This is a genomic window from Gardnerella vaginalis (genome assembly GCF_040427915.1).
In the GTDB taxonomy this organism is placed as follows: domain Bacteria; phylum Actinomycetota; class Actinomycetes; order Actinomycetales; family Bifidobacteriaceae; genus Bifidobacterium; species Bifidobacterium vaginale_C.
In genome coordinates this window covers 1,213,336-1,237,564 of the sequence record NZ_JBETXJ010000002.1, presented here as the reverse complement: position 1 = coordinate 1,237,564, position 24,229 = coordinate 1,213,336, and the positions used below count along the sequence as shown (strand labels likewise).

General features: G+C 38.7%; 18 protein-coding genes, 1 tRNA gene and 1 pseudogene. 5 read left to right on the top strand and 15 right to left on the bottom strand.

Annotated features, from left to right (window positions below; genetic code table 11):
* Positions 1–35: 35 nt before the first annotated feature.
* From metF to leuS, 12 genes and pseudogenes are all read right to left on the bottom strand, one after another.
* Entirely contained in the window at positions 36–890 is an 855-nt protein-coding gene (gene metF, locus ABVC65_RS04985; protein WP_016825114.1) for a methylenetetrahydrofolate reductase [NAD(P)H], read from the bottom strand.
* Entirely contained in the window at positions 887–3,223 is a 2,337-nt protein-coding gene (gene metE, locus ABVC65_RS04980; RefSeq protein ID WP_353582738.1) for a 5-methyltetrahydropteroyltriglutamate--homocysteine S-methyltransferase, read from the bottom strand. The genes metF and metE overlap by 4 nt, the downstream gene beginning before the upstream one ends.
* A 134-nt stretch (positions 3,224–3,357) precedes the next feature.
* A complete protein-coding gene (locus ABVC65_RS04975) occupies positions 3,358–3,915 on the bottom strand; it encodes a SixA phosphatase family protein (RefSeq protein ID WP_004117220.1) in 558 nt (185 codons plus the stop codon).
* A gap of 21 nt (positions 3,916–3,936) precedes the next feature.
* Complete coding sequence (locus ABVC65_RS04970; protein WP_353582737.1) at positions 3,937–5,037, bottom strand: tRNA (adenine-N1)-methyltransferase; 1,101 nt, start codon at positions 5,035–5,037, stop codon at positions 3,937–3,939.
* A gap of 35 nt (positions 5,038–5,072) precedes the next feature.
* Positions 5,073–6,125 (bottom strand): tRNA (adenosine(37)-N6)-threonylcarbamoyltransferase complex transferase subunit TsaD, encoded by a 1,053-nt coding sequence (gene tsaD, locus ABVC65_RS04965; protein ID WP_353582736.1) that lies wholly within the window; start codon positions 6,123–6,125, stop codon positions 5,073–5,075.
* On the bottom strand, positions 6,118–6,744 hold the full coding sequence (gene rimI, locus ABVC65_RS04960) for a ribosomal protein S18-alanine N-acetyltransferase (RefSeq protein ID WP_353582735.1): 627 nt from the start codon (positions 6,742–6,744) through the stop codon (positions 6,118–6,120). Before rimI ends, tsaD begins: the two co-directional genes overlap by 8 nt.
* Before the next feature lie 21 nt (positions 6,745–6,765).
* Positions 6,766–7,560: a tRNA (adenosine(37)-N6)-threonylcarbamoyltransferase complex dimerization subunit type 1 TsaB gene (gene tsaB, locus ABVC65_RS04955; RefSeq protein WP_353582734.1), complete on the bottom strand. Its 795-nt coding sequence runs from the start codon at positions 7,558–7,560 to the stop codon at positions 6,766–6,768.
* A gap of 38 nt (positions 7,561–7,598) precedes the next feature.
* On the bottom strand, positions 7,599–8,168 hold the full coding sequence (gene tsaE / locus ABVC65_RS04950) for a tRNA (adenosine(37)-N6)-threonylcarbamoyltransferase complex ATPase subunit type 1 TsaE (RefSeq protein ID WP_019261650.1): 570 nt from the start codon (positions 8,166–8,168) through the stop codon (positions 7,599–7,601).
* 64 nt (positions 8,169–8,232) lie between these two features.
* Positions 8,233–9,204 (bottom strand): DNA polymerase III subunit delta, encoded by a 972-nt coding sequence (gene holA, locus ABVC65_RS04945; RefSeq protein WP_353582733.1) that lies wholly within the window; start codon positions 9,202–9,204, stop codon positions 8,233–8,235.
* Positions 9,205–9,330: 126 nt separating this feature from the next.
* Positions 9,331–11,154 carry a ComEC/Rec2 family competence protein gene (locus ABVC65_RS04940; RefSeq protein WP_353582732.1) on the bottom strand — a complete coding sequence of 608 codons (1,824 nt, stop codon included), beginning with the start codon at positions 11,152–11,154 and terminating at the stop codon, positions 9,331–9,333.
* Between the two features lie 26 nt (positions 11,155–11,180).
* On the bottom strand, positions 11,181–11,972 hold the full coding sequence (locus ABVC65_RS04935) for a ComEA family DNA-binding protein (RefSeq protein WP_353582731.1): 792 nt from the start codon (positions 11,970–11,972) through the stop codon (positions 11,181–11,183).
* Positions 11,973–12,120: 148 nt separating this feature from the next.
* A pseudogene (gene leuS / locus ABVC65_RS04930) lies at positions 12,121–15,106 on the bottom strand (leucine--tRNA ligase).
* Positions 15,107–15,311: 205 nt separating this feature from the next.
* Here leuS and ABVC65_RS04925 point away from each other — a divergent pair.
* From ABVC65_RS04925 to ABVC65_RS04915, 3 genes are all read left to right on the top strand, one after another.
* A complete protein-coding gene (locus ABVC65_RS04925) occupies positions 15,312–15,740 on the top strand; it encodes a hypothetical protein (protein WP_004122522.1) in 429 nt (142 codons plus the stop codon).
* An 82-nt stretch (positions 15,741–15,822) separates the two neighbouring features.
* On the top strand, positions 15,823–16,629 hold the full coding sequence (locus ABVC65_RS04920) for a fructosamine kinase family protein (protein WP_029600507.1): 807 nt from the start codon (positions 15,823–15,825) through the stop codon (positions 16,627–16,629).
* Between the two features lie 87 nt (positions 16,630–16,716).
* Complete coding sequence (locus ABVC65_RS04915; RefSeq protein WP_353582730.1) at positions 16,717–18,438, top strand: hypothetical protein; 1,722 nt, start codon at positions 16,717–16,719, stop codon at positions 18,436–18,438.
* A 6-nt stretch (positions 18,439–18,444) separates the two neighbouring features.
* On the opposite strand, the gene ABVC65_RS04910 is transcribed toward ABVC65_RS04915, so the two are convergent.
* Both ABVC65_RS04910 and ABVC65_RS04905 read right to left on the bottom strand, forming a co-directional pair.
* Positions 18,445–20,259, bottom strand: a complete 1,815-nt coding sequence (locus ABVC65_RS04910; protein ID WP_353582729.1) for an AMP-dependent synthetase/ligase — start codon at positions 20,257–20,259, stop codon at positions 18,445–18,447.
* A gap of 95 nt (positions 20,260–20,354) precedes the next feature.
* The gene (locus tag ABVC65_RS04905) at positions 20,355–21,116 is read right to left on the bottom strand and encodes a M23 family metallopeptidase (RefSeq protein WP_353582728.1); all 762 of its coding nucleotides are present in this window, start codon (positions 21,114–21,116) and stop codon (positions 20,355–20,357) included.
* Positions 21,117–21,392: 276 nt separating this feature from the next.
* On the opposite strand from ABVC65_RS04905, the gene ABVC65_RS04900 reads away from it, so the two are divergent.
* Together ABVC65_RS04900 and ABVC65_RS04895 are read left to right on the top strand one after the other, a co-directional pair.
* Positions 21,393–21,468 (top strand) — tRNA-Asn (locus tag ABVC65_RS04900).
* A 208-nt stretch (positions 21,469–21,676) separates the two neighbouring features.
* Positions 21,677–22,675, top strand: coding sequence for a hypothetical protein (locus ABVC65_RS04895; protein ID WP_353582727.1), 999 nt, complete (start codon positions 21,677–21,679; stop codon positions 22,673–22,675).
* 64 nt (positions 22,676–22,739) lie between these two features.
* Here the strand turns inward: ABVC65_RS04895 and ABVC65_RS04890 are convergent, their stop codons facing one another.
* Positions 22,740–24,188, bottom strand: a complete 1,449-nt coding sequence (locus tag ABVC65_RS04890) for an amino acid permease (RefSeq protein ID WP_004124439.1) — start codon at positions 24,186–24,188, stop codon at positions 22,740–22,742.
* Between the last annotated feature and the right edge of the window lie 41 nt (positions 24,189–24,229).

The following is a 24,229-nucleotide window of genomic DNA, read 5'->3' as shown; positions in this document are numbered from 1 at the left end:
ACATGACCCTTGTGCTGCACCACAAATATACAAATTTACACTATCTTAGTAAAAAGTGGCTTAACGTTTGACCAAATGCTTCTAGTAACGCCAGGACGATTCATTGTGTACAAGTGTATTCCGTCTACGCCTTCCGCAACTAAATCGTTAATCTGTTGAGACGCAAATATGCTTCCAGCGTCTTGCAAGACTTCTGGGTTACTTCCCCATCGCTCAATCATTGCTAAAACTGGCTCACTTATTTTAGAAGAGCACATTTTTGTCATTCGCTTAACTTGATTCGCGTTTACAACAGGCATAACCCCAGCTTCAATTGGAACGTTAATGCCAGATTTTCTAGCTAAATCCCTAAAGTGCAAAAAGTCATCGTTATTGTAAAAAAGTTGCGAAATCAAGTGAGTTACTCCAGCATCAACTTTTCGCTTTAGATTATCGATGTCTTCTTGCAAAGTAGCAGCTTCTGGATGTTTTTCTGGGTAGCACGCCCCCAAAATAGGCAAATCTGGGCGCTTTGAGTGAATATACGATACTAAATCGCTTGCGTGATTAAACACTCCAGCAGCATTCTGATTTTCAATAACATCTCCGCGCAAAGCTAAAACGCCACTAACGCCTGCCTTATCAAACATGTCTAAAGCTTCGTCAACATCGTCATAGTCCAAGTATCTTGCTGTTAAGTGAGCAACAGTTTTAATGCCATACTCCGATCGAATAGTGTTGGCGATTCTAGCAGTAGCAGTTCGATCCGAAGATTTTCCAGTTCCGTAAGTTACGGATATAAAATCTGGATCCAAGCCCCTTAAGCCGTCTAAAGTGTCGTAAATCGTTCCTATTGGAGATGTTCTTTTAGGCGGAAACACCTCTAGCGAAAACTTTGGTTTGTACGTCATTTTAGACCGCCACCCAATTCGCTTCTAACTTTTTTAGCTGCCGAAACAAGATTTTGCAAGCTAACCCACGTTTCTGCATTGCCTCTAGTTTTCAAGCCACAATCTGGGTTAATCCAAAGTTTGTTGGCTGGCATTTTGTGCAAAATCTCGTGAATCCTGTTAACAATTTCTTCTTCGCTAGGAACGCGAGGAGAGTGAATGTCGTAAACACCAGGACCCGCTTCTGTTTCAAAGTTCGCGTTATGAATAGCGTCCAAAACAACTAAATCTCCACGCGAAGCTTCAAACGATATTACGTCCGCGTCCATTGCATCAATGTCTCGAATAATGTCGTTAAACTCCGAGTAGCACATATGCGTGTGGATTTGCGTAGTGGCATCTACAGCAGAGTGCACAAGACGGAAAGCTGCAATCGCCCAATCCAAATACTTCTTATGCCAATCCGAACGCCTAAGCGGCAACTTTTCACGCAAAGCTGCCTCATCGATTTGAATTACGCGAATTCCAGCACGCTCCAAGTCCAAGACTTCGTCTCGAATTGCAAGAGCAAGCTGCTGAGTTTGCTCTTCGTGCGTAATATCTTCGCGAGGCCAAGACCAGTTAAGAATCGTAACAGGCCCTGTTAGCATGCCTTTCATAACATGGTTTGTGCGGCTTTGAGCATACGCACTCCACTCTACTGTGATCGGCTGCGCTCTAGAAACGTCGCTCCAAACGATTGGAGGCTTTACGCATCGAGTTCCGTAAGACTGAACCCAAGCGTTTTTTGTAAACTTAAATCCGTGCAAATGCTGGCCAAAGTATTCAACCATGTCGTTTCGCTCAAACTCGCCATGCACAAGAACGTCTAAGCCAATGCGCTCCTGGTGTTCTATGCACTCGTCTATTTGATTGCGAATAAAGTCGTCGTATTCTTCTTTACTAATTTCGCCTTTTCTAAAAAGCGCTCTAGTCGCCCTTATTTCTTTTGTTTGAGGGAAGGATCCGATAGTTGTTGTAGGCAAGTCAGGCAAACCTAATGCTTCTTTTTGCAATTTTTGACGCTCCGCGCGCGATGGCTTTCGCTCAAAATCTTCTGGCTTAAGGCTTGCGATTCGCGCTTTAACGTTTTCGTCTACTTTTACTCTAGACCCGTCAAATAATGCCTGATTCTGCGCTAGTTCCTTGCTATTTTTAAGCTCATCATCATTCAAAACGCAAAGTTGAGCAATTTCGTTTACTTCCTGCAACTTTTCTACAGCAAACGCAAAATGCTTTAATACGTCTTCTCCAAGCTCTTCTCCATCCGTACTAAATGGAACATGCAAAAGCGAGCATGCAGTAGAAACAGCTACGCGATTAGTAACATTTTTTTGCAAAGCATCTAACAAGCCAAGACTTTGTGCGTAATCATTTTTCCAAATGTTTCTGCCATTTACAACTCCTGCAAAAATAGTTGTATTTTCGTTTACTCCATATTCTTGCAAAGCTGTAAGGTTTTCTTCTTTGCCTTCTACAAAATCTAAGCCAATTGCATCGAAAGCTAAATCGTTTAGCGTTTTGTACGAGTCTAAAATATTGCCAAAATACGTGTTGAGCAAAATTTTAACGTTTTCAGCATTCTCCGCACTTTCAAGTCTGCTTTGAAGAATCGGCTTATATAAATCGCTAAAAATCCTTAAATCGCCATCTTCTTTATCTAAGCACAAGTATGGCTCGTCAAATTGTAGCCATTTTGCTCCAAGACTTACAAATCGTTTTACAATATCGCAATATGCGTTTGCTAATGCTTCAATTGTTTCTTTATTTGCCTCTAATTCTTGAGCTTGCGGAGTGCGCGCTAGTTTTAAGAAGGTGTATGGTCCAATCAACACTGGCTTCGTTTCAATTCCGAGCGCTTTTGCTTCATTGAACTCGTCGAATGGTTTTGTGCCAGCTAAATGCAAATCTTGCGGATTTTCTACTTCTGGAACAATGTAGTGGTAGTTGGTTGTGAACCACTTTTTCATTGGAAGCGCTGTTACATCTCCTCGTTCCCCTTGATATCCGCGCGCAATTGCAAAAAGCGTATCTTCTGCATTTTCAAACTTTAGCTTCTTGTATCTTTCTGGCACTGCACCAAGCAAGATTGCTGTGTCTAGCATTTGATCGTAATAGCTAAAATCATTGCTTGGTATAAGTTCTATTCCAGCTTCTGCCTGAATTTTCCAATGCTTTTTGCGCAAATCTTTTGCAACTTGTCTCACTTCTTCTAAAGTTGCATCTTTTTTCCAATAGCGTTCAATTATTTTTTTAAGATCGCGATTTGCGCCGATTCGTGGGAATCCTGATACGGACGTTAAAACAGTAGACATATATCCTCCAAAACAATTCTTTAACCTGATTCAGCCTAGCAAACATTTGGCTTAATGAGGTCATTAGCTATTTTGGGGTGTCGTTATAATCTAAACTTATATGTAGATTTTATTTAAATTTAAGCGTATTTTTACTATTCAAAATCCTTTGGGGTTATAATTCCCAACGCTTTAGCTCCTCGCAAACCGCAGGATGCAAAAGGTACATCAGACACTAAAACAATAATCGAAGCATTAGCTAATCCGAGTCGCATTGTTCCTAATATATCAGGATCTGAATCTGGAGAAGAAAGCCATTGCGCAGCCATCGACATTGTTGGCTCATGACCAATAATCATTGTTATTCTAGAATCACTCCTAATCGCGCAAAGCTCATCCATTACAGACTGCATTCCGCCATCATATAAGCTTTTTCTTGACGCTACTATTGGAGAATCTCCAAACTTTTTAAGCATTTTGTGCATTGTTTGTTCGGTGCGATTTGCACTTGAACAAATAATGTAGTCTGGAACAAGCTTTAAGGATTGTAAACCTTTTGCCATTATTTTCGCCTGTTTCAAACCTTTATCGCTAAGGTCCCTTCCCCAATCATCTCCCATTGTTGGCGGCTGTGCTTTTGCGTGGCGCATCAGTAATAGCACATATTTTGCATGCTTTACTTTTTTAACGATTTTTTTGATTGACGCCGCCATTTTAATCTCCTCAGTCTTCAGTTAAGCCTTATTAGGCTTTGGATTTGAGTTAGGTAATTGTGCGATTTGCAAATCTAAATCTCTAAGGACTTTTCTAAGCTTTCTATCTGATATATCTCTAAGAGACAAATCTTCTAGCTGTTCTGCGCGCTCTTCGGGAGTTAAGTCATCAATATCGCTAACAGTATCTTTTGTAGCACGCTCGCGCTTCTTTAACGCATTAAATCCTTGCGCCATTGCGCGCGAAATAACCAAAAAACCAGTATGACCTATCATTGCATGATCTGGTCTAACTGCTAAATCTTGTGCTTTCCAAGTTCTTTCTAACGTTTCTTGAATCTCTGGTTCTGTCCAAACTCCCGAAGCTCGCAAACTTTGTGTCATTCTAGACATTTGCGTTGTGGTTGTTACGTACGCAACTAATACGCCACCTGGAGCAATAACCCTATAGGCTTGTTCAAGCCTGTTCCAAGGATCAAGCATGTCTAGCATAATGCGATCAAAATAGCCTTCTGGAAGTGACTTTGCTACTGAGTCAAAATCTCCAGTTAAAAGATTCCACCATTCTGGTTTTTCGCCATAGTAAATTGTTGCGTTTAGTTGCGCGATTCTAGCAAAATCAGGTCTAAGCTCTATTGTTGTAAGCTCACCACTTTGACCAACAGCGTCTAAAAGACTTAAGCTCATTGCGCCAGAGCCTGCTCCAGACTCTAAAACGCGCATTCCAGAGCGAATATCTCCTAAAGAAATCACTTGTGCAATATCTTTTGGATACATGATTTGAGCGCCTCTTGGCATAGATAAAACGTAATCCGCCAATCGTGGGCGCATAACTACATAATCCCATCCGCCTATTGCACGCGCTGCCATCCATGGCTTGTTTGATTCTTTAGATGCGTCAAGTTGCTTATTACTACGCTCAAAATCGCGTTTTGTACTAACTGTTGTTACTACAACACCTTGAGTTTTGCCAATAACATCGTCGTGCAAAATAATGCCGTGCTCGGTTTGTGTAACTCCGCCTTTAGTAAGCTGTGCTGTGATTCGCTTGCCTTTTCTATCGGTGAATTGGATTTTTTCACCAACTTGCAAAACTCCTCTACGTGCATAGCCTTCGTACACAAAACACCTCGCTTATTTTAGAACTACTTTTACTATTATAAGCTAACGGTTGTAAGTGGCATTGCTGAATCGATTGCAAAATCTGGAGCAGACGGACGAACTCCTGCTTCCACCAAATTCACACCAAGCATTGCCACCATTGCTCCGTTATCCGTGCAAAGCTTAAGCTGCGGCAAACGAACTTCGATTCCATGCTCTTTGCCTTGCTCTAAAAGATGCTCTCTAAGTTGCGAGTTTGCGGAGAATCCGCCACCAATCAACAAAGTTTTTGAACCGTATTCCTCGCAGCCCATCATAGCTTTGCGCGAAAGAACATCCGCAACAGAGTTTGCTAAAGACGCACAAACATCGTCTACTGGTATTTCTAAGCCTTGTGCTTGTCGAGCTTCCACCCAACGCGCAACAGCTGTTTTGACACCCGAAAAACTAAAGTCGTAAGGATGTTCTTTGCCAGAACGACCTTGCGTAAGTCCTTGCGGAACTTTCAACGTATTTGGATTCCCAAGACGCCCATGCCTATCAATATGCGGACCTCCTGGATAAGGGAATCCCAGCAATCTAGCTACTTTATCAAAGCATTCGCCAGCCGCATCGTCTAATGTTGTTCCAACAACATCTATGCTGCGCGCAATGTTATTAACATGCAAAAGAGAAGTATGACCTCCCGAAACTATAAGCGCTAGAACATCTTTAGGCACGTCACCGAATTGCAATTGCGTTACTGCAATGTGTCCAATAACGTGGTTTATTCCATAAATCGGTTTTTTTGCGGCACTAGCTAGTGCTTTAGCACCCGAAACGCCAACAGCTAAGCATCCTGCTAATCCTGGACCCGCGCTTACTGCTATAGCATCAATATCACTCAAATCCATATTTGCATCCGCTAATGCTTTTGATACCACTGGCACGAATGCTTCCGCATGCGCACGCGATGCGATTTCTGGTATAACACCACCATAGCGCGCATGCTCTTGCATTGAGGATGCTACAACGTTAGAAACTAATGTTCTTCCTTTAACGATTGCGGCTGCTGTTTCGTCGCAAGTTGATTCAATACCTAAAACTATTGGCTCGCTTGTTTCACTCATTGTTTTCCTCACTTTTAGCACTGTTATAAGCTTCGCTAGATTCTTCTAAGCTTTTTGAGCTTTCTAAATTTTCTAAACCGTCTAAGTCTTCTATTTGTGCGCACATTGTATATGCGTCTATTCCCTCTGGCATGTAGTATCTTTTTCTTAATCCCATTTTTGTAAAACCGAATTTTTCATACAGTTTTAATGCTGGATTATTGTTTACTTTAACTTCTAAAAGCATTCGTTTTGCGCCTATTGATTTTGCATTTTCAATCATAGTTTTTAGAAGATTGCTTGCAATTCCTTGCTTTTGATATTCTTTTGCAACGCCTATTGTCATTATTTGAGCGTCGTCGCCATCAAACCAAAATCCCGCATACCCAGCTACCGTATCTGTATTTGTATCAGTATTTGCATTTTCGTCAATATAGGCATAATACGCGCGCATTGGTGCTTGTAACTCTTGCAAAATCATGTTCTTGTTCCAGCATCCTGATCCAAACAAGTCTGCTTCGATTTTTGCAATTTGAGAAACTATTGTTTCAGAATTTGCAGAATCAATTTTCTCTATTGCGCAGCTTTTCTTATTTGATGCACAAGCTGGATATTTTGAACAAGTTATGTCTACAATCATATGCGTACTTCTGCTTGAATCCTATTTTTCCGACACTTTTGTAGCAGAACCAGATCCTAAAACATGCTTCAACGGGTTTGGAACGGATACATCTGGTCTTCTTAAATAAAGCGGTTCAATAACGTCCTTTTGACTTGCACACAGCTTAAATATCTCTAATCCTTTTACACCTAAATCAAGAGCGCTCACTTCTGTAATTAGGCGTATATTTTCGATTTTCTTCCAATCTTCAGCGTATTTTTTAGCACCATGACCTGCAACGCAAACACAGTAGTCACAAATCTTATTTGATTCAAAATATTGATTTACTCTATCAACAATATTTGCAGGATAATCAATGTCCATTTCTATTACTGCACAACCACTATCGTCATATAAACTCATATAAACTTGACGTCTTCTAGCATCATTTAACGAAAGAACATACGTGTGTTTAGCTACGCAAGATTCATTATTTTCGACTATTGTATTATTAGAGATAACGCCATTTTTAAGAGATTCTTCAAAAGCGCCAAAACGAATCATTAAACTTTGTGGAAGCAAACTGTTGCATCCTAGAATCTTTGCGTTATTCGCAAAAGCAATCGCTTTAGCTGCAACCAACCCAGCTCTTAAACCTGTAAAAGGAGCAGGACCTACTCCAACTACAATCTCGTCTATTTGTTTAAGATCTAATCCAGAATTTTTTACAGCAGAATCAATGTTTACTTGCAATCTTTCAACATGCGTGCGAGAATCTGTTTCTACTATCGGATCATGCCCCACAATACCAACGGTAGAACCATATGACGTGTCTATAATTAGCGTATTGCTCATTTTCTTTCCTTAAATTGACCAACCAATTTAGCTTACTCTTAATCAAGAATTTTTAAGCGATTGCACCAATCTCCTCCGACCGGGATAAGAGTTACAACGCGCTTGCCTTCACTTGTAAACTCATTTGACTTGTCTTTATCAATTGGCCTATCAATATGAACTTCAAGACGAACATCAGCAAGAACACCAGCCATCTGTTCTCCCCACTCCATAAGAACAACAGTTCCATCACCTGGTTCTTCCAAGGCTTCGTCTAAACCTAAAGATTCAAGCTCATCTAAAAGCCTAGAAACAACATCTTGTCCTGGAGCGTAATCTTTTCCACCAAGCCTATAAGCATCTACATGAATAAGATTCGCAACTTTTCCATCAGAAAATGTGCCTTTTAGCTCTCTAGCAATAGTAAAAGTTGGGGAAACTATCGGATCTTTTATTCCCAAGCCCTGTCCAAAACCCTGCGCGAACGTTGTTTTCCCAGCGCCAAGTGGGCCAGAAAGCAAAATAACGTCTGTTTCATGCACTATTTTTGCAATAGTTTTTCCAAGATCTCGCATACACGAATCAGTTGGAATTACGAGCTTTTTGATATTTTGATTTTCCAAAATCACACACTTTCATATTAGACTTTTAACGCTTTATGTTTTAACACTTTATGCTTTTAAAATTTTCACATTAACGCCCACGGCAAGCGATTATGCTAATACACTTTTCTAAAGCATAATCAGCATCACTAGTTCCACCTTTGCACTGCTCATCTGCCCATGCTAAACATTTAAAACACTTACGAATCCCATTATCATTCCATCCGCCTAAAGATCTCATAGCCATTTTTAAAGCCCAAGGGTTAACTTTTGCTTGAGCATTAGAAATTTCCCCATTTTTAACAGCTATAGCCTTTGTAATTATTCGCATTTTTGCAGCCAAAGCCCCAATCAATGCTATAGCATCAACACCTTGCAAAATCGCTGTTCTTGCTGCAAGAACAGCTTGACCATAGTTACCTTCTGCAGCTTTATCAGCTACAAAAAACCCAGTAACCTGAGGGTCTGATATTAAATATTGATCAACTATTTTTAAAGTAATTGGATTATCGTCAAAATCAAAGCACAATTGAGAACAAAGCGCCGCTAATTGGTCGGTTTTCCCACCTAAGACTTCTGTTATGCGTCCAGCTGCTGCAGGCTCTATACTACGATTTTGCCTTTCGAAAAGACTTAGCACAAAATTCAATCTTGCATCATCTTTTTTAAGATCTGGTACCGTTATTTTACTTGCTCCAGCTTTTTCAAGTTTTGTAACAATTGACTTTCCTTTAACACCTCCTTCGTGGCGCGCAATAACCCAGCAATCATTGTTATTAGATTTAGATTCTCTAGCACAAAACCCTATTATTGCTTCGACTAAATCTTCATTAGCTTGTTCAAGATTGTTAATAACAACAATTGTTCCACTAGAAAACAAAGATGGTCCTGTAGCAGTTATAAAAGCATATTTATCGGCATTTAAAGCGTCTAAATTTACTACATCAGCATCTGGATAGGAGCTCAATATGCGAGTTTTTAAGTCGCGAGCGTTTAAATCATTTAAATACGCATCACCGCCAACCACAACTGTAAATGGCGCAAATTTTTTTAACGCTTGCATACGTACTCCTTAAGAATATTTATATTCTCACGATTTAACTAATGGGACTATCCTTGTTTTTATTTAATCCGCTTAATTTTGCACGCTTATCAATTGTACAAACCATATAAAACTTAAAATACTTAATCATTCAAAAAGTTTTGTTGAATCATTTATAAGCTGCTTAAAACGATTCGACTTAACTTGTAAAAATATCCTTAAACTATTATATGATTCACTTTTTCTAAAATATTTATTTATGAGAAGTGCTAATAAAAAGATGGTGAATTCAGCGCACGCGATTAGCCACGCACCTAAAGAACCATTAACCCAAGGTATTGTTCCAATTTGTAAATCTCCCAAATACCATGCGCAATTTGCCATAATGTTTGTTCCAAAAGATGAAATTGTGGCAAAAATCAGAGAAATAGAATAACTCCAATGAGCGCATACAAGCGAAAGCAGACCAAATATTGTTGCAAAATCAACAAAAGGTGCAACAATTAAATTTGCTATAACAGATATGAAAGATACTTGTGGTTGCATTAATATTTGCACAGGAAGCGTAAAACACTGTGCACACAACGTTATGCTTAATGCGCTTGCAAGACTTGATGACATATACCTTAAAAATATTTTCTTCAATGGAATGCCCATAATTATTATTCCAAAAGTTGCGCAAACAGAAAGAGCAAACGAGTAGTCCCACGCATATTTTGGACAAATAAAAAGAACACTTATAACAGTTAGGCTTAAAGCACTAGCAGACTGGTATTGTCTAGAAAACATTAATGCACCAGCAGAAATTAAACCCATTATAAGCGCTCTAAGAACCGATGCTGACGGATACACAATACACGATAAAAGAATATGACCACAAGCTTCAAATATTGCGCTCACTACTCTTGGCAAAAGCAAAAAAGCACATGTCTTACGAATCACGCAAGATAAAAGCAAAAAATGTCCTCCAGAAACTGCCATAAGGTGCATTATTCCAGCTATTTTGAATCTTTGTTTCATAGTGTTCGCATAAGTGCTATCGATACTAACTTTTCGTAAATCTTCTACATCACTTAAATGCTCTTGACCCAAAAGTCCTACAGTAAGACCAGGAACAAGCATTTGACCCTGTTCATCTAAAGAACTAGTCACATTGTAAAATTCTTTCCACAATACATTTAATAATGTCTTAAAAAGATTAGCTTTTTCAATAACTTCTACTTTATATAATTTCGTTTTATCTGTTTTGTTTGCTTTAGGAACTTGAATTTCTATCGCATGAGAGTCAAATTTTGAAATCGAAATTTTTCCAAAACTACTTATCTTGTACCCGTAGTTCATTATTTTGCAATCTGGATTAAAAGCGTAAAGTTTAGCAGACACAAAGCTTTTACTTCTACTAATAACTTTTTCTTTATCCATAATTTCAATCTGTTTTACATTCACGTTTAATACGCAATCCCCCTTAAAGGATTGCGATACTCTTGGAGGAGACGTTATATCCATAAGTAATCTGATAGATTGAACCTCGTTTTTTCGATTAAATTTATATTCTGTATCACTTTGCTTTAGATCTTTAATAGCACTAAAAACAGGGTCCATATGTTCTATGTTTAAAATAATTGAACACATTATAAAAGCTGCTAGAAACGCACAAAGACTTGTTAAAAAAGCATGCTTGTATCCTATTATTTTTAATTTTTTAATTAACTCATAAAACTTTAATTTTATGCGACTTTTGTAATCAGTTGTATTTTTTAAGCAGCACGTAAAAATGCAATTTCCTACTGAAAAAATAGTATAAAAGCACAAAAGAGTAAACGATATTATTGCGATTATCATATAGAAAAAATCTTGTTGTGAATCAACTATAAATCGAGCAAATAAGCAACCAAACCATACGCTAAACGCAATAGGAACAAGCCTAAAATCCTTGTTTCCATTTTCAAGATCCCAATATAATTCTTTCATTTTCCAACCTTAAAAATCACATAATTTTACCCAACGCAGGTTGCTGATTTAAGTTTTAAAAAAGTCTTTTGCCCAATTCCTTTAACTTGCATAAGATCTTCAATCCGCTTAAAAACACGCAACTTTTTACGCATATCCAATATTCTTTGAGACATTTTTGGCCCTATACCTTTTAGTGTTTGTAATTCTTCCAACCCTGCTGTGTTTATATTTATGCAACCGCTTTTGTCTTTGTTGATACTATTATTTTTGCTTATATCATTTTCGTTAATTTTGTGCGTGTTATCACTAAAATCTTCATTTTTATTTTTAACAGTTAAATCTTTAGTCTCATTTGCATGTAAGTCTTTTTTAGAATCCTCTTTAGAATCATTGCTATATTCATCATCATCTTTATTATTTGATTCAAATTTTTTAGTTAAAGATTCAACTTTAGATTCTCGTTGTGCTTGATAAGAATAAATCTTGTTATAAGTTCTAGATTGACATATGAGCATGGTTAAACTTGATGCTAAAAATACTACGAGAATTAGCATAATAGACAAAGCATGTACTGGTTTTATTCGTAATCTGACGAGATTTCTTTTTTCAAAATTATTTCGTTTATTAAGATTATCAATATTTGAAGCAGAATCTTTTGAGCTTATGGGAAAATCAGCAAGCTGATAATCTATAGAATTGTTTTTCTCTTGTGCCAATATGCGGTTTTTAGAATCATCATTCAAAGTATTTTGCAAATAATTTGTATTTTCATAATTATTATTTAAAGCATCAATAGCTGCCAATCTTTCTAGAACGTTACTATTGTTTTTGTTCATTTAACCACCTCCTTCGTTTCAGCTTATTTATTTTTGATTGTTAAATAAAAAAGATGCGTATCTCCACTATTAAATGAAGATACGCATCTTTCAAGTAAAATTAACCAATGTGGTTAAAGGCTATTTTGCCTAGAAAACATTTGTTTTTTCAGCTTTCATCTGGCACAATAGACACAATCTTTGGTGCTTTCACAATCACCTTGCGCGGCTTCTTCCCGCCCAAGCGATCAGCTACTGCATCTAAAGCAAGTTTTTCAAGCTCGTTAGCCTCAATATTAGGGTCAACTTCAAGCTTTGCGCGAACCTTGCCTTTGATTTGCACAACAGCAGTTACAGTATCCGCACCAACGTAGCGAGAATCCGCAACTGGCCAATCTGCGTGAGCAATAGACTTAGTATGTCCAAGCTTGCTCCACATTTCTTCGCAAATATGCGGTGCAATTGGAGAAAGCATAAGGACAAGCGGCTCAACAGCTGCACGAGGCACATGAGGTAGAGAAGTTAAGTGATTATTCAACACAATCAGCTTAGCAATTGCAGTGTTTGGACGCATTGCTTCCATCTCTACAGTAACTTCTGCAATCGTGTTGTTAAGAAGCTTAAGCGTCTTTTCATCTAGTGCGTCGTCTGTTACTACACAAGCTCCAGTTTCTTCGTTCACAACGTTACGCCACAAGCGCTGCAAGAATCTCATACCGCCAACAACGTTACGCGTATTCCACGGGCGAGACTCAGAAAGTGGGCCCATACTCATTTCGTACAAACGGAACGTATCTGCGCCATAGTTTTCGTACATGTAGTCTGGAGTCACAATATTCTTTAAGCTCTTGCCCATCTTGCCAAACTCACGATTCACGGTTTCGCCGTGCCACGTAAATGTTGGCTCGCCAGCACCGTTATTAGCACCTTCTTCAACCTCGTCGGCTGGAACGTACTGTCCACGCTCATCCGTGTACGCATAAGCCTGAATCATGCCCTGGTTAAACAAGCGATGGAAAGGCTCAGCAGAATCAACGTAACCCAAGTCGTAAAGCGCCTTATGCCAGAATCTGGAGTAAAGCAAGTGCAAAACTGCATGCTCTACGCCACCAACATAAAGGTCAACGCCTCCAGAAACATGCTCTTTGCCTGGTCTCTTCGTGCCCATCCAGTAGTCGTATTCATCGTTATCAACCATGTGCTCAGCGTCGTTCGGATCCAAGTAACGCATGTAATACCAGCAGGAACCAGCCCAGTTTGGCATAGTGTTGGTGTCACGATAATAGGTTTTTACACCATCGCCAAGGTCGAGCTGAACTTTTACCCAATCCTCGTTTCTGCTCAAAGGAGCTTCTGGCTCCGAATTCGCGTCGTCTGGCGCGTAAGTTTTCGGCTGATAGTCTGGAACGTTCTGGCAATGCAATTGGAAGCTCAGAATCTGGAACTAAGTGAGCAACACCGTCCTCATCGTAAACGATTGGGAAAGGCTCACCCCAGTAGCGCTGCCTAGAGAACAGCCAGTCGCGGAGTCGGTAAGAAACTCTACCTTTACCAACACAAGCTGTTTCAAGCCAAGTCGTCACCTTTTTGATAGCTTCGTCTACGCGCAAACCGTTAATAGACAAAGCGTCACCGAGCTTATGAGTATGCTCTACTGCTGAATTAATAACAATTCCGTCGTGAGAAACGAATGGAGCTTTACCCTCATAATCTTCCAACTTTTCTTCGGAATCAGGCAAAGGCTCAACCGTGTAGATTACTGGCAAATCGAAGGCTTTAGCAAAATCGTAATCGCGCTGATCGCCGCCAGGAACTGCCATAATTGCGCCCGTACCGTAGCCCATAAGCACGTAGTCAGCAGTAAACAGTGGAAGTTTCGCTCCAGTTACAGGATTAATTGCGTAAAGACCCGTAAACAGGCCAGTTTTTGCTCCAGCATCTTCCGTGCGATCTTTAGCGGTTTTAGCGCGAGCTTGAGCTTGATACTCAGCTAAACCGTCTTTAAGATTTGCGTAACCGCCCTTCCAGCTTTCTGGAACATCCGCGCCCCAAGCTTCTGGAACGTGTTCAAGAATTGGGTGATCAACAGAAACAACCGCAAAAGTTGTGCCAAAAAGCGTGTCTGGACGAGTCGTGTACACTTCCAAATCGCGAGTTTCGCCGTCAGCACACGGCACTTCAAAATGCACTGAAGCGCCGTGAGATTCGCCGATCCAGTTTCGCTGCATAAGCTTAACTTTTTCCGGCCAGTCAATAGTATTCAAATCTTCAACCAAACGGTGCGCGTAAGCTGTAATTCGCATGGACCACTGACGAAGATTGCGCTGGAATACTGGGAAGTTTCCGCGCTCAGACTTGCCTTCTGCAGTAACTTCCTCGTTTGCAAGAACAGTTCCCAATCCTGGGCACCAATTTACAGGAGATTTAGAAATATAAGCAATACGGAAATCGTTTAACACATCTGCTTGCTCTACTTTATTAAGCTCTTCCCACTTTTTGCCAGAAAAACCAGGAATTTCGCGCTTGCCGCTCTTAAATTCGTCAACTAACTCAGCAATTGGTCTAGCAGAACCTTTACCGCCATCTTTGCGTACAAAATCAGGGTCATACCAAGCGTCATAAAGCTTCGAGAAAATCCATTGAGTCCAACGAACGTAGTTTGTATCAATAGTTGCAAAAGATCTACGATCATCAAAGCTCAATCCCATGCGATGCAACTGCCTGCGCATATTTGCAATATTTGCCTCAGTAGTAATGCGCGGATGCTGACCAGTTTGAACAGCATATTGTTCTGCAGGAAGTCCAAAAGCGTCGTAGCCCATTGCGTGAAGAACATTCTCACCCTTCATACGGTGATATCGACTTACAACATCCGTTGCCAAATATCCAAGAGGATGTCCAACGTGTAAGCCCTTTCCAGAAGGATAAGGGAACATGTCCATTGCAAAGAAAGAAGGACGACCACAAGCCAATCTGCCTTCGCCATCCTTCAAATCGCCCTTAACATTAGCAGCCCAGAACGTGCCTTGCTCGTCCCAAGTCTTTTGCCAGCGCTGCTCAATATCTTGTGCGAGCTGCGCATTGTAACGAAAAGCTGGCTCAGCAATAGTAGCTTTATTGTCAGCTGTTGAATACTGTTGATCGTTGTCTTCCATAAACAAGCACTATAGCGACTCATATCGTCAATTTGCAACACTTTTTTCAACTTTTATCCATATTTTCTTATCTTTTTTGAAAGTTTTAATGCACAATTCACAAAATACTCTTATTTAGCGTTTTTCATAAAAATCATTACTACAATTGTTTTAAACGTTTAACATAAGAATTTATTAAGAATAATGTGATTTAACGAGGTTAGTTATGAAGGTATCAAAGAACACACTTTTATTAATTGCATGCCTTGTATGGTGTTTTGCTGGATTCAACATTCTTAAGATTGGTATTATTGCATACTCAAACTTTTTATCCCCTATTAATTTCGCTTTATCTTTAGCTGTTTTTGCAATATTCCAAGTGTTTATTTTCGGAAAACTTGTTAAAAAACATACTGCTAGGATTAACGCATACAAGGAAAACAAGCAATTTTTCCTTAATTTCTTCGATATTAAATCCTTTATAATAATGGCATTCATGATGACTTTTGGCATTCTTCTACGCGCGAGCAATATTGCTCCAGAACAATTTATAGCCGTATTTTATACTGGATTAGGTTCTGCTCTTACTTTAGCTGGATTGCTTTTTGGGTATCAATTTGCTAAAACATTTTGCCCAGTTAAAAGCCAAAAATAAAGAATCAGACACAAAGATAATTATTGTGCAAAGTCTTAAGTAAAATAATGTGATTGGTATAAATACAAGCGCAGAGGTTGCTATGAGTAATAACGTGTATAAAAAGAGTAGATCATACGCACCAGAACGATTCTTTGAATGCGAAGGTCGTGGACTTAACTGGCTTCGAGAAGCTTACGACAATGGCGGACCTAAAGTAGCTAAAGTTTTTGATTGGGGAAACGACTATTTAAATATTGAACGCATTGAAACCACAAGCCCCACTCCTTTAGCAGCGTTTGAATTTGGTGCATCTTTGGCACATATGCACGATTTCGGTGCAAAATATTTTGGGGAGCCACCTGCAGATTATAATGGCACATGCTATTTTGGACCTTTAAGCGACCCAGTAAAAATGGATTGTGGCAATTGGAGTAACGTTATTGACTATTTGGCAGAAGGAAGACTTTTACCAATGGTAAACCTTGGTATTTCTAGAGGTAGCCTTACAAAAAGCGATTTAGATCTTACAAATAAAGTTATTGATGCTCTGCCAGATTTGCTGGGAAAAGCCGCTGAAGATAAACCAGCGCGAGTCCATGGAGACTTGTGGAGTGGAAATGTGCTTTGGACTAAAAGCGAAGATGGCGAACACACAGAGGCTGTTTTGATTGATCCAGCAGCTCACGGAGGTCATCGTGAGGAAGACTTAGCAATGCTGCAACTGTTTGGGATCAGCTATTTTAAGCAAATTTTAGATGGCTATCAATCTGTTCATCCATTAAAATCTGGTTTTGAAAATCGCATGACAATTTGGCAACTCTACCCTATTGCTGGACATTGCGTCTTCTTTGGTGGAGGCTATGTTAGCGAATACCGCGATATGTGCTTTGATTTACTCAACCGTTAAATCATATATAGATAATACATAAAGAATATAAAGAATTAATAATAAAAGTAAATTCTATAACTAAAATATTTACGAAAGGTTATAAATATGGTTCGCGTGCGGAAACACTTTTTAAGCAAAGCTATTGCTGCTATAACAGTATTTAGCATGATGCTTTTTGCTGTTTGTGCATGCGGAACTACTACCCAAAACACAGCGTCTAATTCTATTAAAACTCGCTTAAATCATGGTAGTGTTATTATTTTTACGCCGTCAGACGGTCTTAATCTAAGTAGGAAAACCCCTTTAAGCACGTGGGATACTCTTGTACCAGAGATTATTAAATCGCTAAAAAAACAAGGATTTTCAGAAAATTCTATTACTACTAAATCGTCCAGCAGCTTATACGATCAAAGTCAAGATATTCAAGATTACGTTGTGAGCATGATCACATCTTTAAAAACAAAAAATTCTTCTAAAAACAAAAACAAGAAAACCAGTATCAGAGATGTTCATAGCAGCGTAAAAAAGCAACTTTCTAATACGACTATTGTTGTTGCTCCTTGGAGTAATAAAAACGGTAATAATAATTACGGTGATTACGTAACTCAACCCACAACACCTAAAGAGCAACTAAAAGAAGAAGATCTAAAATCACAAGAGGAAGCAGAAAATAGACTTACATCGTCATTAGATTTGGCTAAAAAATCTGGCATGCATGTCGTTATGTTATCTAGGCTTACTAGAGATTTTAAGCCAGATGCATTCTTCAAACTTTCTTCTGCTCAGAGCATTGGAGAAATTCAAGCGTATACTCTTGTGCAAAAATTAGCATTAAATCAGGCTTCTAAAGATAATCCAAAAAGTGTAGAAGTGCTTTTGCCTTGTCACAATCAAAAACAAAATGTTCATATGCATGTTGGAGTAAATACTCATGGTAATTCAGATTCTGATAATTCAAGTTCCAAGCTTCAAGAATTTGATGATGAATTTGCACGACTTGCTTTCGCTGGAATCTGGAAAATTCTAAAACCTTATTTCACATCTGGATTAATGATTTCGCCTTCTGGAAAACTTAATAAGGATTCAACGGAGAATGACTGGGAAAGTGCTGCTTTCGACGCAGATAATTCCGACTCTGTTAAGGCAGAACTTAAGTCGAGATTAGTAATAAAGAATGATAACGAAACAACTTCCACAAAACACGTAGACGGCATTATTGCTTTAGATGATCAAGTTGTTATGCAAGTAGAAAAAGCTCTTGAAGACCTTGGATATAAGGGAAGCTCTGCAGATATTAACCCTTCCTTTACTCTTCCAGATATAATCGGAAGCTTTATAGGAAAACGAAATTTAACTAAGAAAAAGGTTCCAACGCCTGCTTCTACTGCGAAAAATAATGAATCACAAAAATCTAGCGCAAAAAATAATGATTTGAATTCATCTGAATCCAATAAAGAGAATAAAAATGCTGAAGATTCCGAGCTTAAAGATTCAGCTAATGAATTGTTGAACGATTCAAAATGGCCTGTTATTACTGGCTACGGCGCTTACAAAGATGCCTTACCAAATCTTGTAAATGGAAAGCAATGGATGACTTCTATAGAAAACATTCAGAAAATTTCTACTGATGTTGCTCAAGAATGCAGTTCTCTAAATGTTAATGGAAAATTATCTCAGCTCGAAGATATTTCTATTTTTGTAAATAACAGTGGATTAGAAAAAGATATACCTGTAATAACAGAACCAATTCTCGCTGTAAGCGCAACTAATCTTAAAGCTCTTTTGATCGACCCTGGATACGTAACTCTTGCAGATGCAGGACTGTAAATTGCGTTACTTTCTCGGTCTTGGAGCATAAATCTTATTTTCGATAAGATCGCTATAACGTTCTATAACCGCATTGCGCTTTGCTTTAAGGCTTGGTGTAACTAAACCATTTTCTTGAGTAAAAGCATCTGGAACAATCTCAAATTTTCTAATTGATTCTGCTCTAGAAACATTAGAATTTGCTTTAACTATGCTTTGTTCTACGGAACTTATGACGATTGAATTTTTTCTTGCCTCTTCCAGCGAGCGCACTGGGCTTGCTCCTCGAGATTTCAGCCAAGAATTCACTTCTGTAAGATCTAACGCAATAATCGCAGAGATAAAAGGTTTTCTGTCTCCAATAACAACGCATTGAGAAATAATTGAAGAAGTCATAACTGATGCTTCGAGTATGCTAGGTGAAACGTTTTTCCCGCCAGCTGTTATTATCAGATCTTTTTTGCGACCAGTAATTTTTACAAAACCGTCGGAATCTAAAGATCCGAAGTCTCCTGTATGCAACCACCCATTTACTATTTGTTTTTCAGTTATCTCTGGATGATTATGATATCCTTTGCAAACAGCGGGACTTTTAATACAAAGCTCTCCCTCATCATCTATTGCTACAGACACTCCCTGCACTGGCAAACCAACTGTTCCAATTTTATAACCTTTTGTTGGATTTACCATTGACGGAGCACATGTTTCTGTCATTCCGTACCCTTCGAGAATTGGCAATCCCATGCCATTGAAGAAATGCGAAATCGATTTGTCTAATGGCGCTCCTCCTGAAACACCATATTCAACGTCTCCTCCAAAAACTTGCAAAATTGAGTTGTAAACGAGCTTTTTACATAATGAGTGGCCTATAGCTAACATTGGCGAAATCATTCTCCCCGATTGTTGAGCTTTTGACCATTCTTTTGCTACTTTTACGCTTTGAGCAAATATAAATCCTTTTACTCCTCTACCAGCTTTTTGAGAGGCAGCATTGTAGATTTTTTCAAATATTCTAGGTACACCAAGTATGAAAGTCGGTTTAAAACTTTTAAAATCACTTAGTATTGTTTTAAGGTTGCTTGACAATCCAAGTGTTACATTTCCTGCAAAACAGAAGAACTGCATAAATCTTGCAAATACATGTGCTAAAGGAAGGAATAAAAGAAGTCTTGGTTTTCCTTTTAATGCTATATCTGGCATGGAAAGCATTCCAGATTTTGCTATAAACACAAAATTTCCGTGCGAAAGTTCTATACCTTTCGGGTCTCCTGTAGATCCAGATGTGTAAACGATTGTAGCTAGATCATCGCCTTTAACGGCTTTTTCTCTTTCATAAAATTCTGAGTCTGTAACTGTTTTCCCATACTCAATTAACGCATCTATTGCGTCTCTGCTTAATACATATACATCGTTAAGACTTGGGCATGACTTCTTTGATATTTCCACAGTTTCACGCATATTTTCATCTTCAACAAAAATCATGCTTACTTTAGAATCGTTAATAATATTTTCTATTTGCACTGCAGAACTTGTTTCATAAATTGGCACTGTTAACGCGCCTATAGACATTATTGCCATATCAAGTACAGTCCACTGCCATGAAGTATGCGCTATTATCGATATAGTATCTCCTGGCATCACACCGTGTGCTATGAATCCTTTTGCTACCGATATAACCAAATCTTTAAAGTCTTTCGCACTGTAGGAATTCCATTTTCCGTCGCGTCCTACATACTCAACCAATGAATCGTTCGGCTTACGTTCTACGCGACTTTCAAGAAGCGAAAAAATGTTTGCATTGTAATCAATTTTCTCATCGAGATTACGAGAATACTTTTGCATATTCGCTCCCTAAATATGTTTAAGAAAATCTTATGTAATAATCTTAGGTTAATGTCTTAAGCCCAAGACTCTTATTACACTATACGACACACATTTTACAGACTATTTTTTTCTTCTTTTGTATCTTCTTTGGGTTTTAAAATTATTCGTTTTTTCGCTACCATTTTCCTCGGATTTGCATAAGTCCTGTTTCTTCGTTTTAACCCCCATTGAATACACAAATTGTCGCAATGATCTGATCCAACTGTTACGTAACCAAAAAATTGACCTTTTCTAACAACTGTTCCAACTGGTAAATCTGTATATGCTGGCTCAAATGTAGAAGATAAAACTCCATGTTTGATTGTTACAACAGATTTTCCAGCAACTAGTCCAGCAAAATTTATTATTCCGTCTGAAGGAGCGTATAGCTCAGTTCCTTCCTCTGCTTGCAAGTCTACTCCTCTATGACCCGCGAGCCATGGTTTTGCTGGAGCATCAAAATCTTTAATAATATTTACATTTTTTACTGGCCATACCATCCTTGATTTACAATTTGTAGTTTCTTTTAGTGTTGAAGCTGTTGAAGCCTGACTAACTGTATTCGCGACTATTTTTTGATTTTTACCTACAAAAGATTTTTCTATGCAACCAGAGTCAAATGAAGACACACTATAATCAGTTTGATTCGATTGCAAATATTCATACTCAATACTTTTGTTTATTGTAGGATTTATGCAACTATGAATAATCAACATGATTACAACCAGAATCATAAAAATCAGTATTCTAACAAACTGTGATTTTTGTTTTAATATAAATTTTTTGACTTTTAAGATTCTGGGCTTAATCATTTTTAAATCAAATATTTTTCTCATGATATTTTATTTTTCTCCTTTCATAAATCAAATTTGTTTTATGCTTCAACAGCGAAAATCTGCATTATTTAAAGGTTTTTGCTTATATTTGAAAGTTTTTCACAAAATTCTTTTTTTAGGAACACTTTTTTATCAATGTGGTTAAAGCATGCAAATCGTTGATATTCCAACGATTACGAGTTTTCGACACGCCCAAACACGCTATATTTGCATATCATAAAATTCCGTGTAATATAAATGTCTTGTGCACGGCACACAGCCAAGCACAGAGGATATTCCTGCGTAGCTCAGTTGGCAGAGCGTTCGACTGTTAATCGAATGGTCGCTGGTTCAAGCCCAGCCGCAGGAGCCAAGAAAACCACCAGCGAACCTGGTGGTTTTTTGTTTTGAATTTATTTGAATATTGTATTCTAATGAATCGCAAGTAATATTGCTTGTCCTGCAAACCATCAAAAATGCTACAAACTACAAGGGTCACGTACTTAGTTTGGCGTAAACTATAAGTGTTGTTTTGCAAAAAGCAATTCTTGGCGAAGATTGATAAAAACAGAGGATGATACATGTTAGAAAACATCTCCGAAGCCACAAATAATGGCCATAAAAAGAAGATGATAATTCTCATTGCTGGCGTCATTGTATTAGCTTTAGTATTAGGCGTTGGTGGTATTTGCTGGAGCATTCAGCACTCATCTCGTATGAAAGAAGCTAGAAAACAGTGCGAAATTAAGGTTGCACAAGTTAGCAAAGCAAGCCAGTCATGGAAAAAACTTACTAAAAATTCTCTTCTTATCTCTTTTGCTCAAGATAACTCAGAAAATGGCAAATTACTTGCTAAGCTTTTGAAGCAGCGTTTGCCAGAAACAGTTGTATGCAATGCTAATTCTCCAGAAGAGTTAGGGTCTCAGGGAGCTCAAGCTATAGCTGCAACTCAGTGGTATTCTGACAATGCTCAGCGTATTCGTGGAGTGACTTCTGCAATGATCGATAAGCTTTCTGCAGCATCTACAGATACTACAGCTAATGCACAGGAAAAGCAGAAGGCTGAAGAAAGTCAGAAGGAACTACAGAAGATCACTGCTCCTGTTATTCGTATAGCTCCTAAGGTAAAGCGTAAGCCGAATATTATTATTCAAAATATTCCTCCTACTCAAGAAGAAAAAGTTCAAGCAGATAACGCCATGCAGAAAAAGATTGAAGAAGCAAAGCGTCAAGCTGACGAACAAGCTGCTAAAGCTAAAGCAAAGGCAAAGTCTGATGCAGAAAAGAGACGTTTAGAATTAGAAAGAAGAAAGCGAATTAGGGATGCTTACGAAAACCTACAGAAGCAGCTAGAAGAACAGGCTAGGAGGAAAGCTGAAGAGGAAAAGAAAAATAACGATAAAAATAATGATGGCGGAGAAGGAGGAAACAACAACCAACCTCCTGCTCCAAACCCACCAGTTCAGCCAACGCCAAACCCAACGCCAAACCCAACAAATAATGGCGGTGCAAACGGCGGCACGGATCATCCTTCTACTACTAATCAGCCACCTGCTCAAGACGCAAACACTACTCACTAAACTCTGTTAATTCAATATAAAAAATGCGCTCAGCAAATCACTGAGCGCATTTTTTATATTCTAATCACTTTGTTAAATCAACTTGATCTAACGGAATAACCTTAGTGTGATACTTAATCTTGTATCCAACATAAAGCACAATGAACAGCGGCACAGACATATAAGTTATGCCAATCGCTTGCCAATTAAGCGTGTGGAATGATTCAAGATCTTGGCCAACAATAACCAAAATGCACAATACAAGAGCCACAATAGGACCAAATGGATACCACTTAGCTTTATAAACAAGATCGTCTAAAGACTTTCCTTGAGCAATATACGCTTTGCGGAACCTGTAGTGTGCAGCTGCGATTCCTGCCCATGCAATAAATCCAGTCAAACCACTTGCAGCAACTAAGAACATGTAAATTTGAGTTCCAAAAATACTCATCAAGAATGTTAAAAGAGCTACAACAAACGTTGCAACCAAAGATTGCATTGGAACGCCTCTTCTATCTACGTTTCCAAACATCTTTGGAGCGTGATTATCTTTTGCAAGGGCGTAAAGCATTCTAGTAGAAGCGTACATTCCAGAGTTTGCTGCCGAGATAACAGATGTAAGCACAACAGCGTTCATGATAGTTGCTGCAATCGCCAATCCTGCGCGCTGGAACACAAGAGTGAATGGGCTTATAGAGATATCGCTAGCTTCCGATCCAAGCAAACTTGGGCTTGTGTATGGAATAATGCATGCGATTACAAAGATTGCAAGAATGTAGAACAAAACAATACGCCAGAACACTTGCTTTACAGCCTTTGGAATGCTCTTATCTGGTGTTGCAGATTCACCTGCTGTAATGCCAATAAGCTCTGTTCCCTGGAACGAGAATCCTGCAATAGCAAACGCACCTAAAACAGCTGGGATTCCGCCAGCAAATGGAGCATTCTTATGTGTAAAGTTGCTTAGCAATGGCGCTTTTCCACCTAAAATTCCAACAATCGTAAGCAAACCAATAGCAAGGAATATAATAACGGTTACAACTTTAATAATCGAAAGCCAGTACTCTGTTTCTCCAAAGCACTTAACCGTAAGAATGTTAATCAAAAGAATAACAACAAGAACTGTTAGCGAAAATACCCATATTGGGACTTTCGGAAGCCAGTATTGCAAAACGATTGCTGCCGTGCTTATATCTACAGCAACCGTGATTGCCCAGTTAAACCAATAATTCCAACCCATTGCAAATCCTAAAGCAGGATCAATAAACTTTCCAGAATATGATGCAAAAGACCCACTAATTGGCATATATGTTGCCATCTCTCCTAGAGATGTCATAAGAAAATAAACCATGATGCCTATTGCAGCATACGCTAGAAGCGCGCCACCAGGACCTGCCATATGGATTGTTGCGCCACTAGCTACAAATAAGCCTGTTCCAATGCTTCCACCCAAAGCAATCATGGAAATATGGCGTGTTTTTAAACCGCGATGCACGGTTTGAGATTCAGTAGTTGATGAACTGTCGTTATTCATTGTTTCCTCCTTTTGACAATATTCAAACAGAGGCAAACAGG

Coding starts and splice junctions, on each gene's coding strand:
- metF (WP_016825114.1), bottom strand. CDS start 890: ATGACGTACAAACCAAAGTTTTCGCTAGAGGTGTTTCCGCCTAAAAGA.
- metE (WP_353582738.1), bottom strand. CDS start 3,223: ATGTCTACTGTTTTAACGTCCGTATCAGGATTCCCACGAATCGGCGCA.
- ABVC65_RS04975 (WP_004117220.1), bottom strand. CDS start 3,915: ATGGCGGCGTCAATCAAAAAAATCGTTAAAAAAGTAAAGCATGCAAAA.
- tsaD (WP_353582736.1), bottom strand. CDS start 6,125: ATGAGTGAAACAAGCGAGCCAATAGTTTTAGGTATTGAATCAACTTGC.
- rimI (WP_353582735.1), bottom strand. CDS start 6,744: ATGATTGTAGACATAACTTGTTCAAAATATCCAGCTTGTGCATCAAAT.
- tsaB (WP_353582734.1), bottom strand. CDS start 7,560: ATGAGCAATACGCTAATTATAGACACGTCATATGGTTCTACCGTTGGT.
- holA (WP_353582733.1), bottom strand. CDS start 9,204: ATGCAAGCGTTAAAAAAATTTGCGCCATTTACAGTTGTGGTTGGCGGT.
- ABVC65_RS04940 (WP_353582732.1), bottom strand. CDS start 11,154: ATGAAAGAATTATATTGGGATCTTGAAAATGGAAACAAGGATTTTAGG.
- ABVC65_RS04935 (WP_353582731.1), bottom strand. CDS start 11,972: ATGAACAAAAACAATAGTAACGTTCTAGAAAGATTGGCAGCTATTGAT.
- ABVC65_RS04925 (WP_004122522.1), top strand. CDS start 15,312: ATGAAGGTATCAAAGAACACACTTTTATTAATTGCATGCCTTGTATGG.
- ABVC65_RS04920 (WP_029600507.1), top strand. CDS start 15,823: ATGAGTAATAACGTGTATAAAAAGAGTAGATCATACGCACCAGAACGA.
- ABVC65_RS04915 (WP_353582730.1), top strand. CDS start 16,717: ATGGTTCGCGTGCGGAAACACTTTTTAAGCAAAGCTATTGCTGCTATA.
- ABVC65_RS04910 (WP_353582729.1), bottom strand. CDS start 20,259: ATGCAAAAGTATTCTCGTAATCTCGATGAGAAAATTGATTACAATGCA.
- ABVC65_RS04905 (WP_353582728.1), bottom strand. CDS start 21,116: ATGAGAAAAATATTTGATTTAAAAATGATTAAGCCCAGAATCTTAAAA.
- ABVC65_RS04895 (WP_353582727.1), top strand. CDS start 21,677: ATGTTAGAAAACATCTCCGAAGCCACAAATAATGGCCATAAAAAGAAG.
- ABVC65_RS04890 (WP_004124439.1), bottom strand. CDS start 24,188: ATGAATAACGACAGTTCATCAACTACTGAATCTCAAACCGTGCATCGC.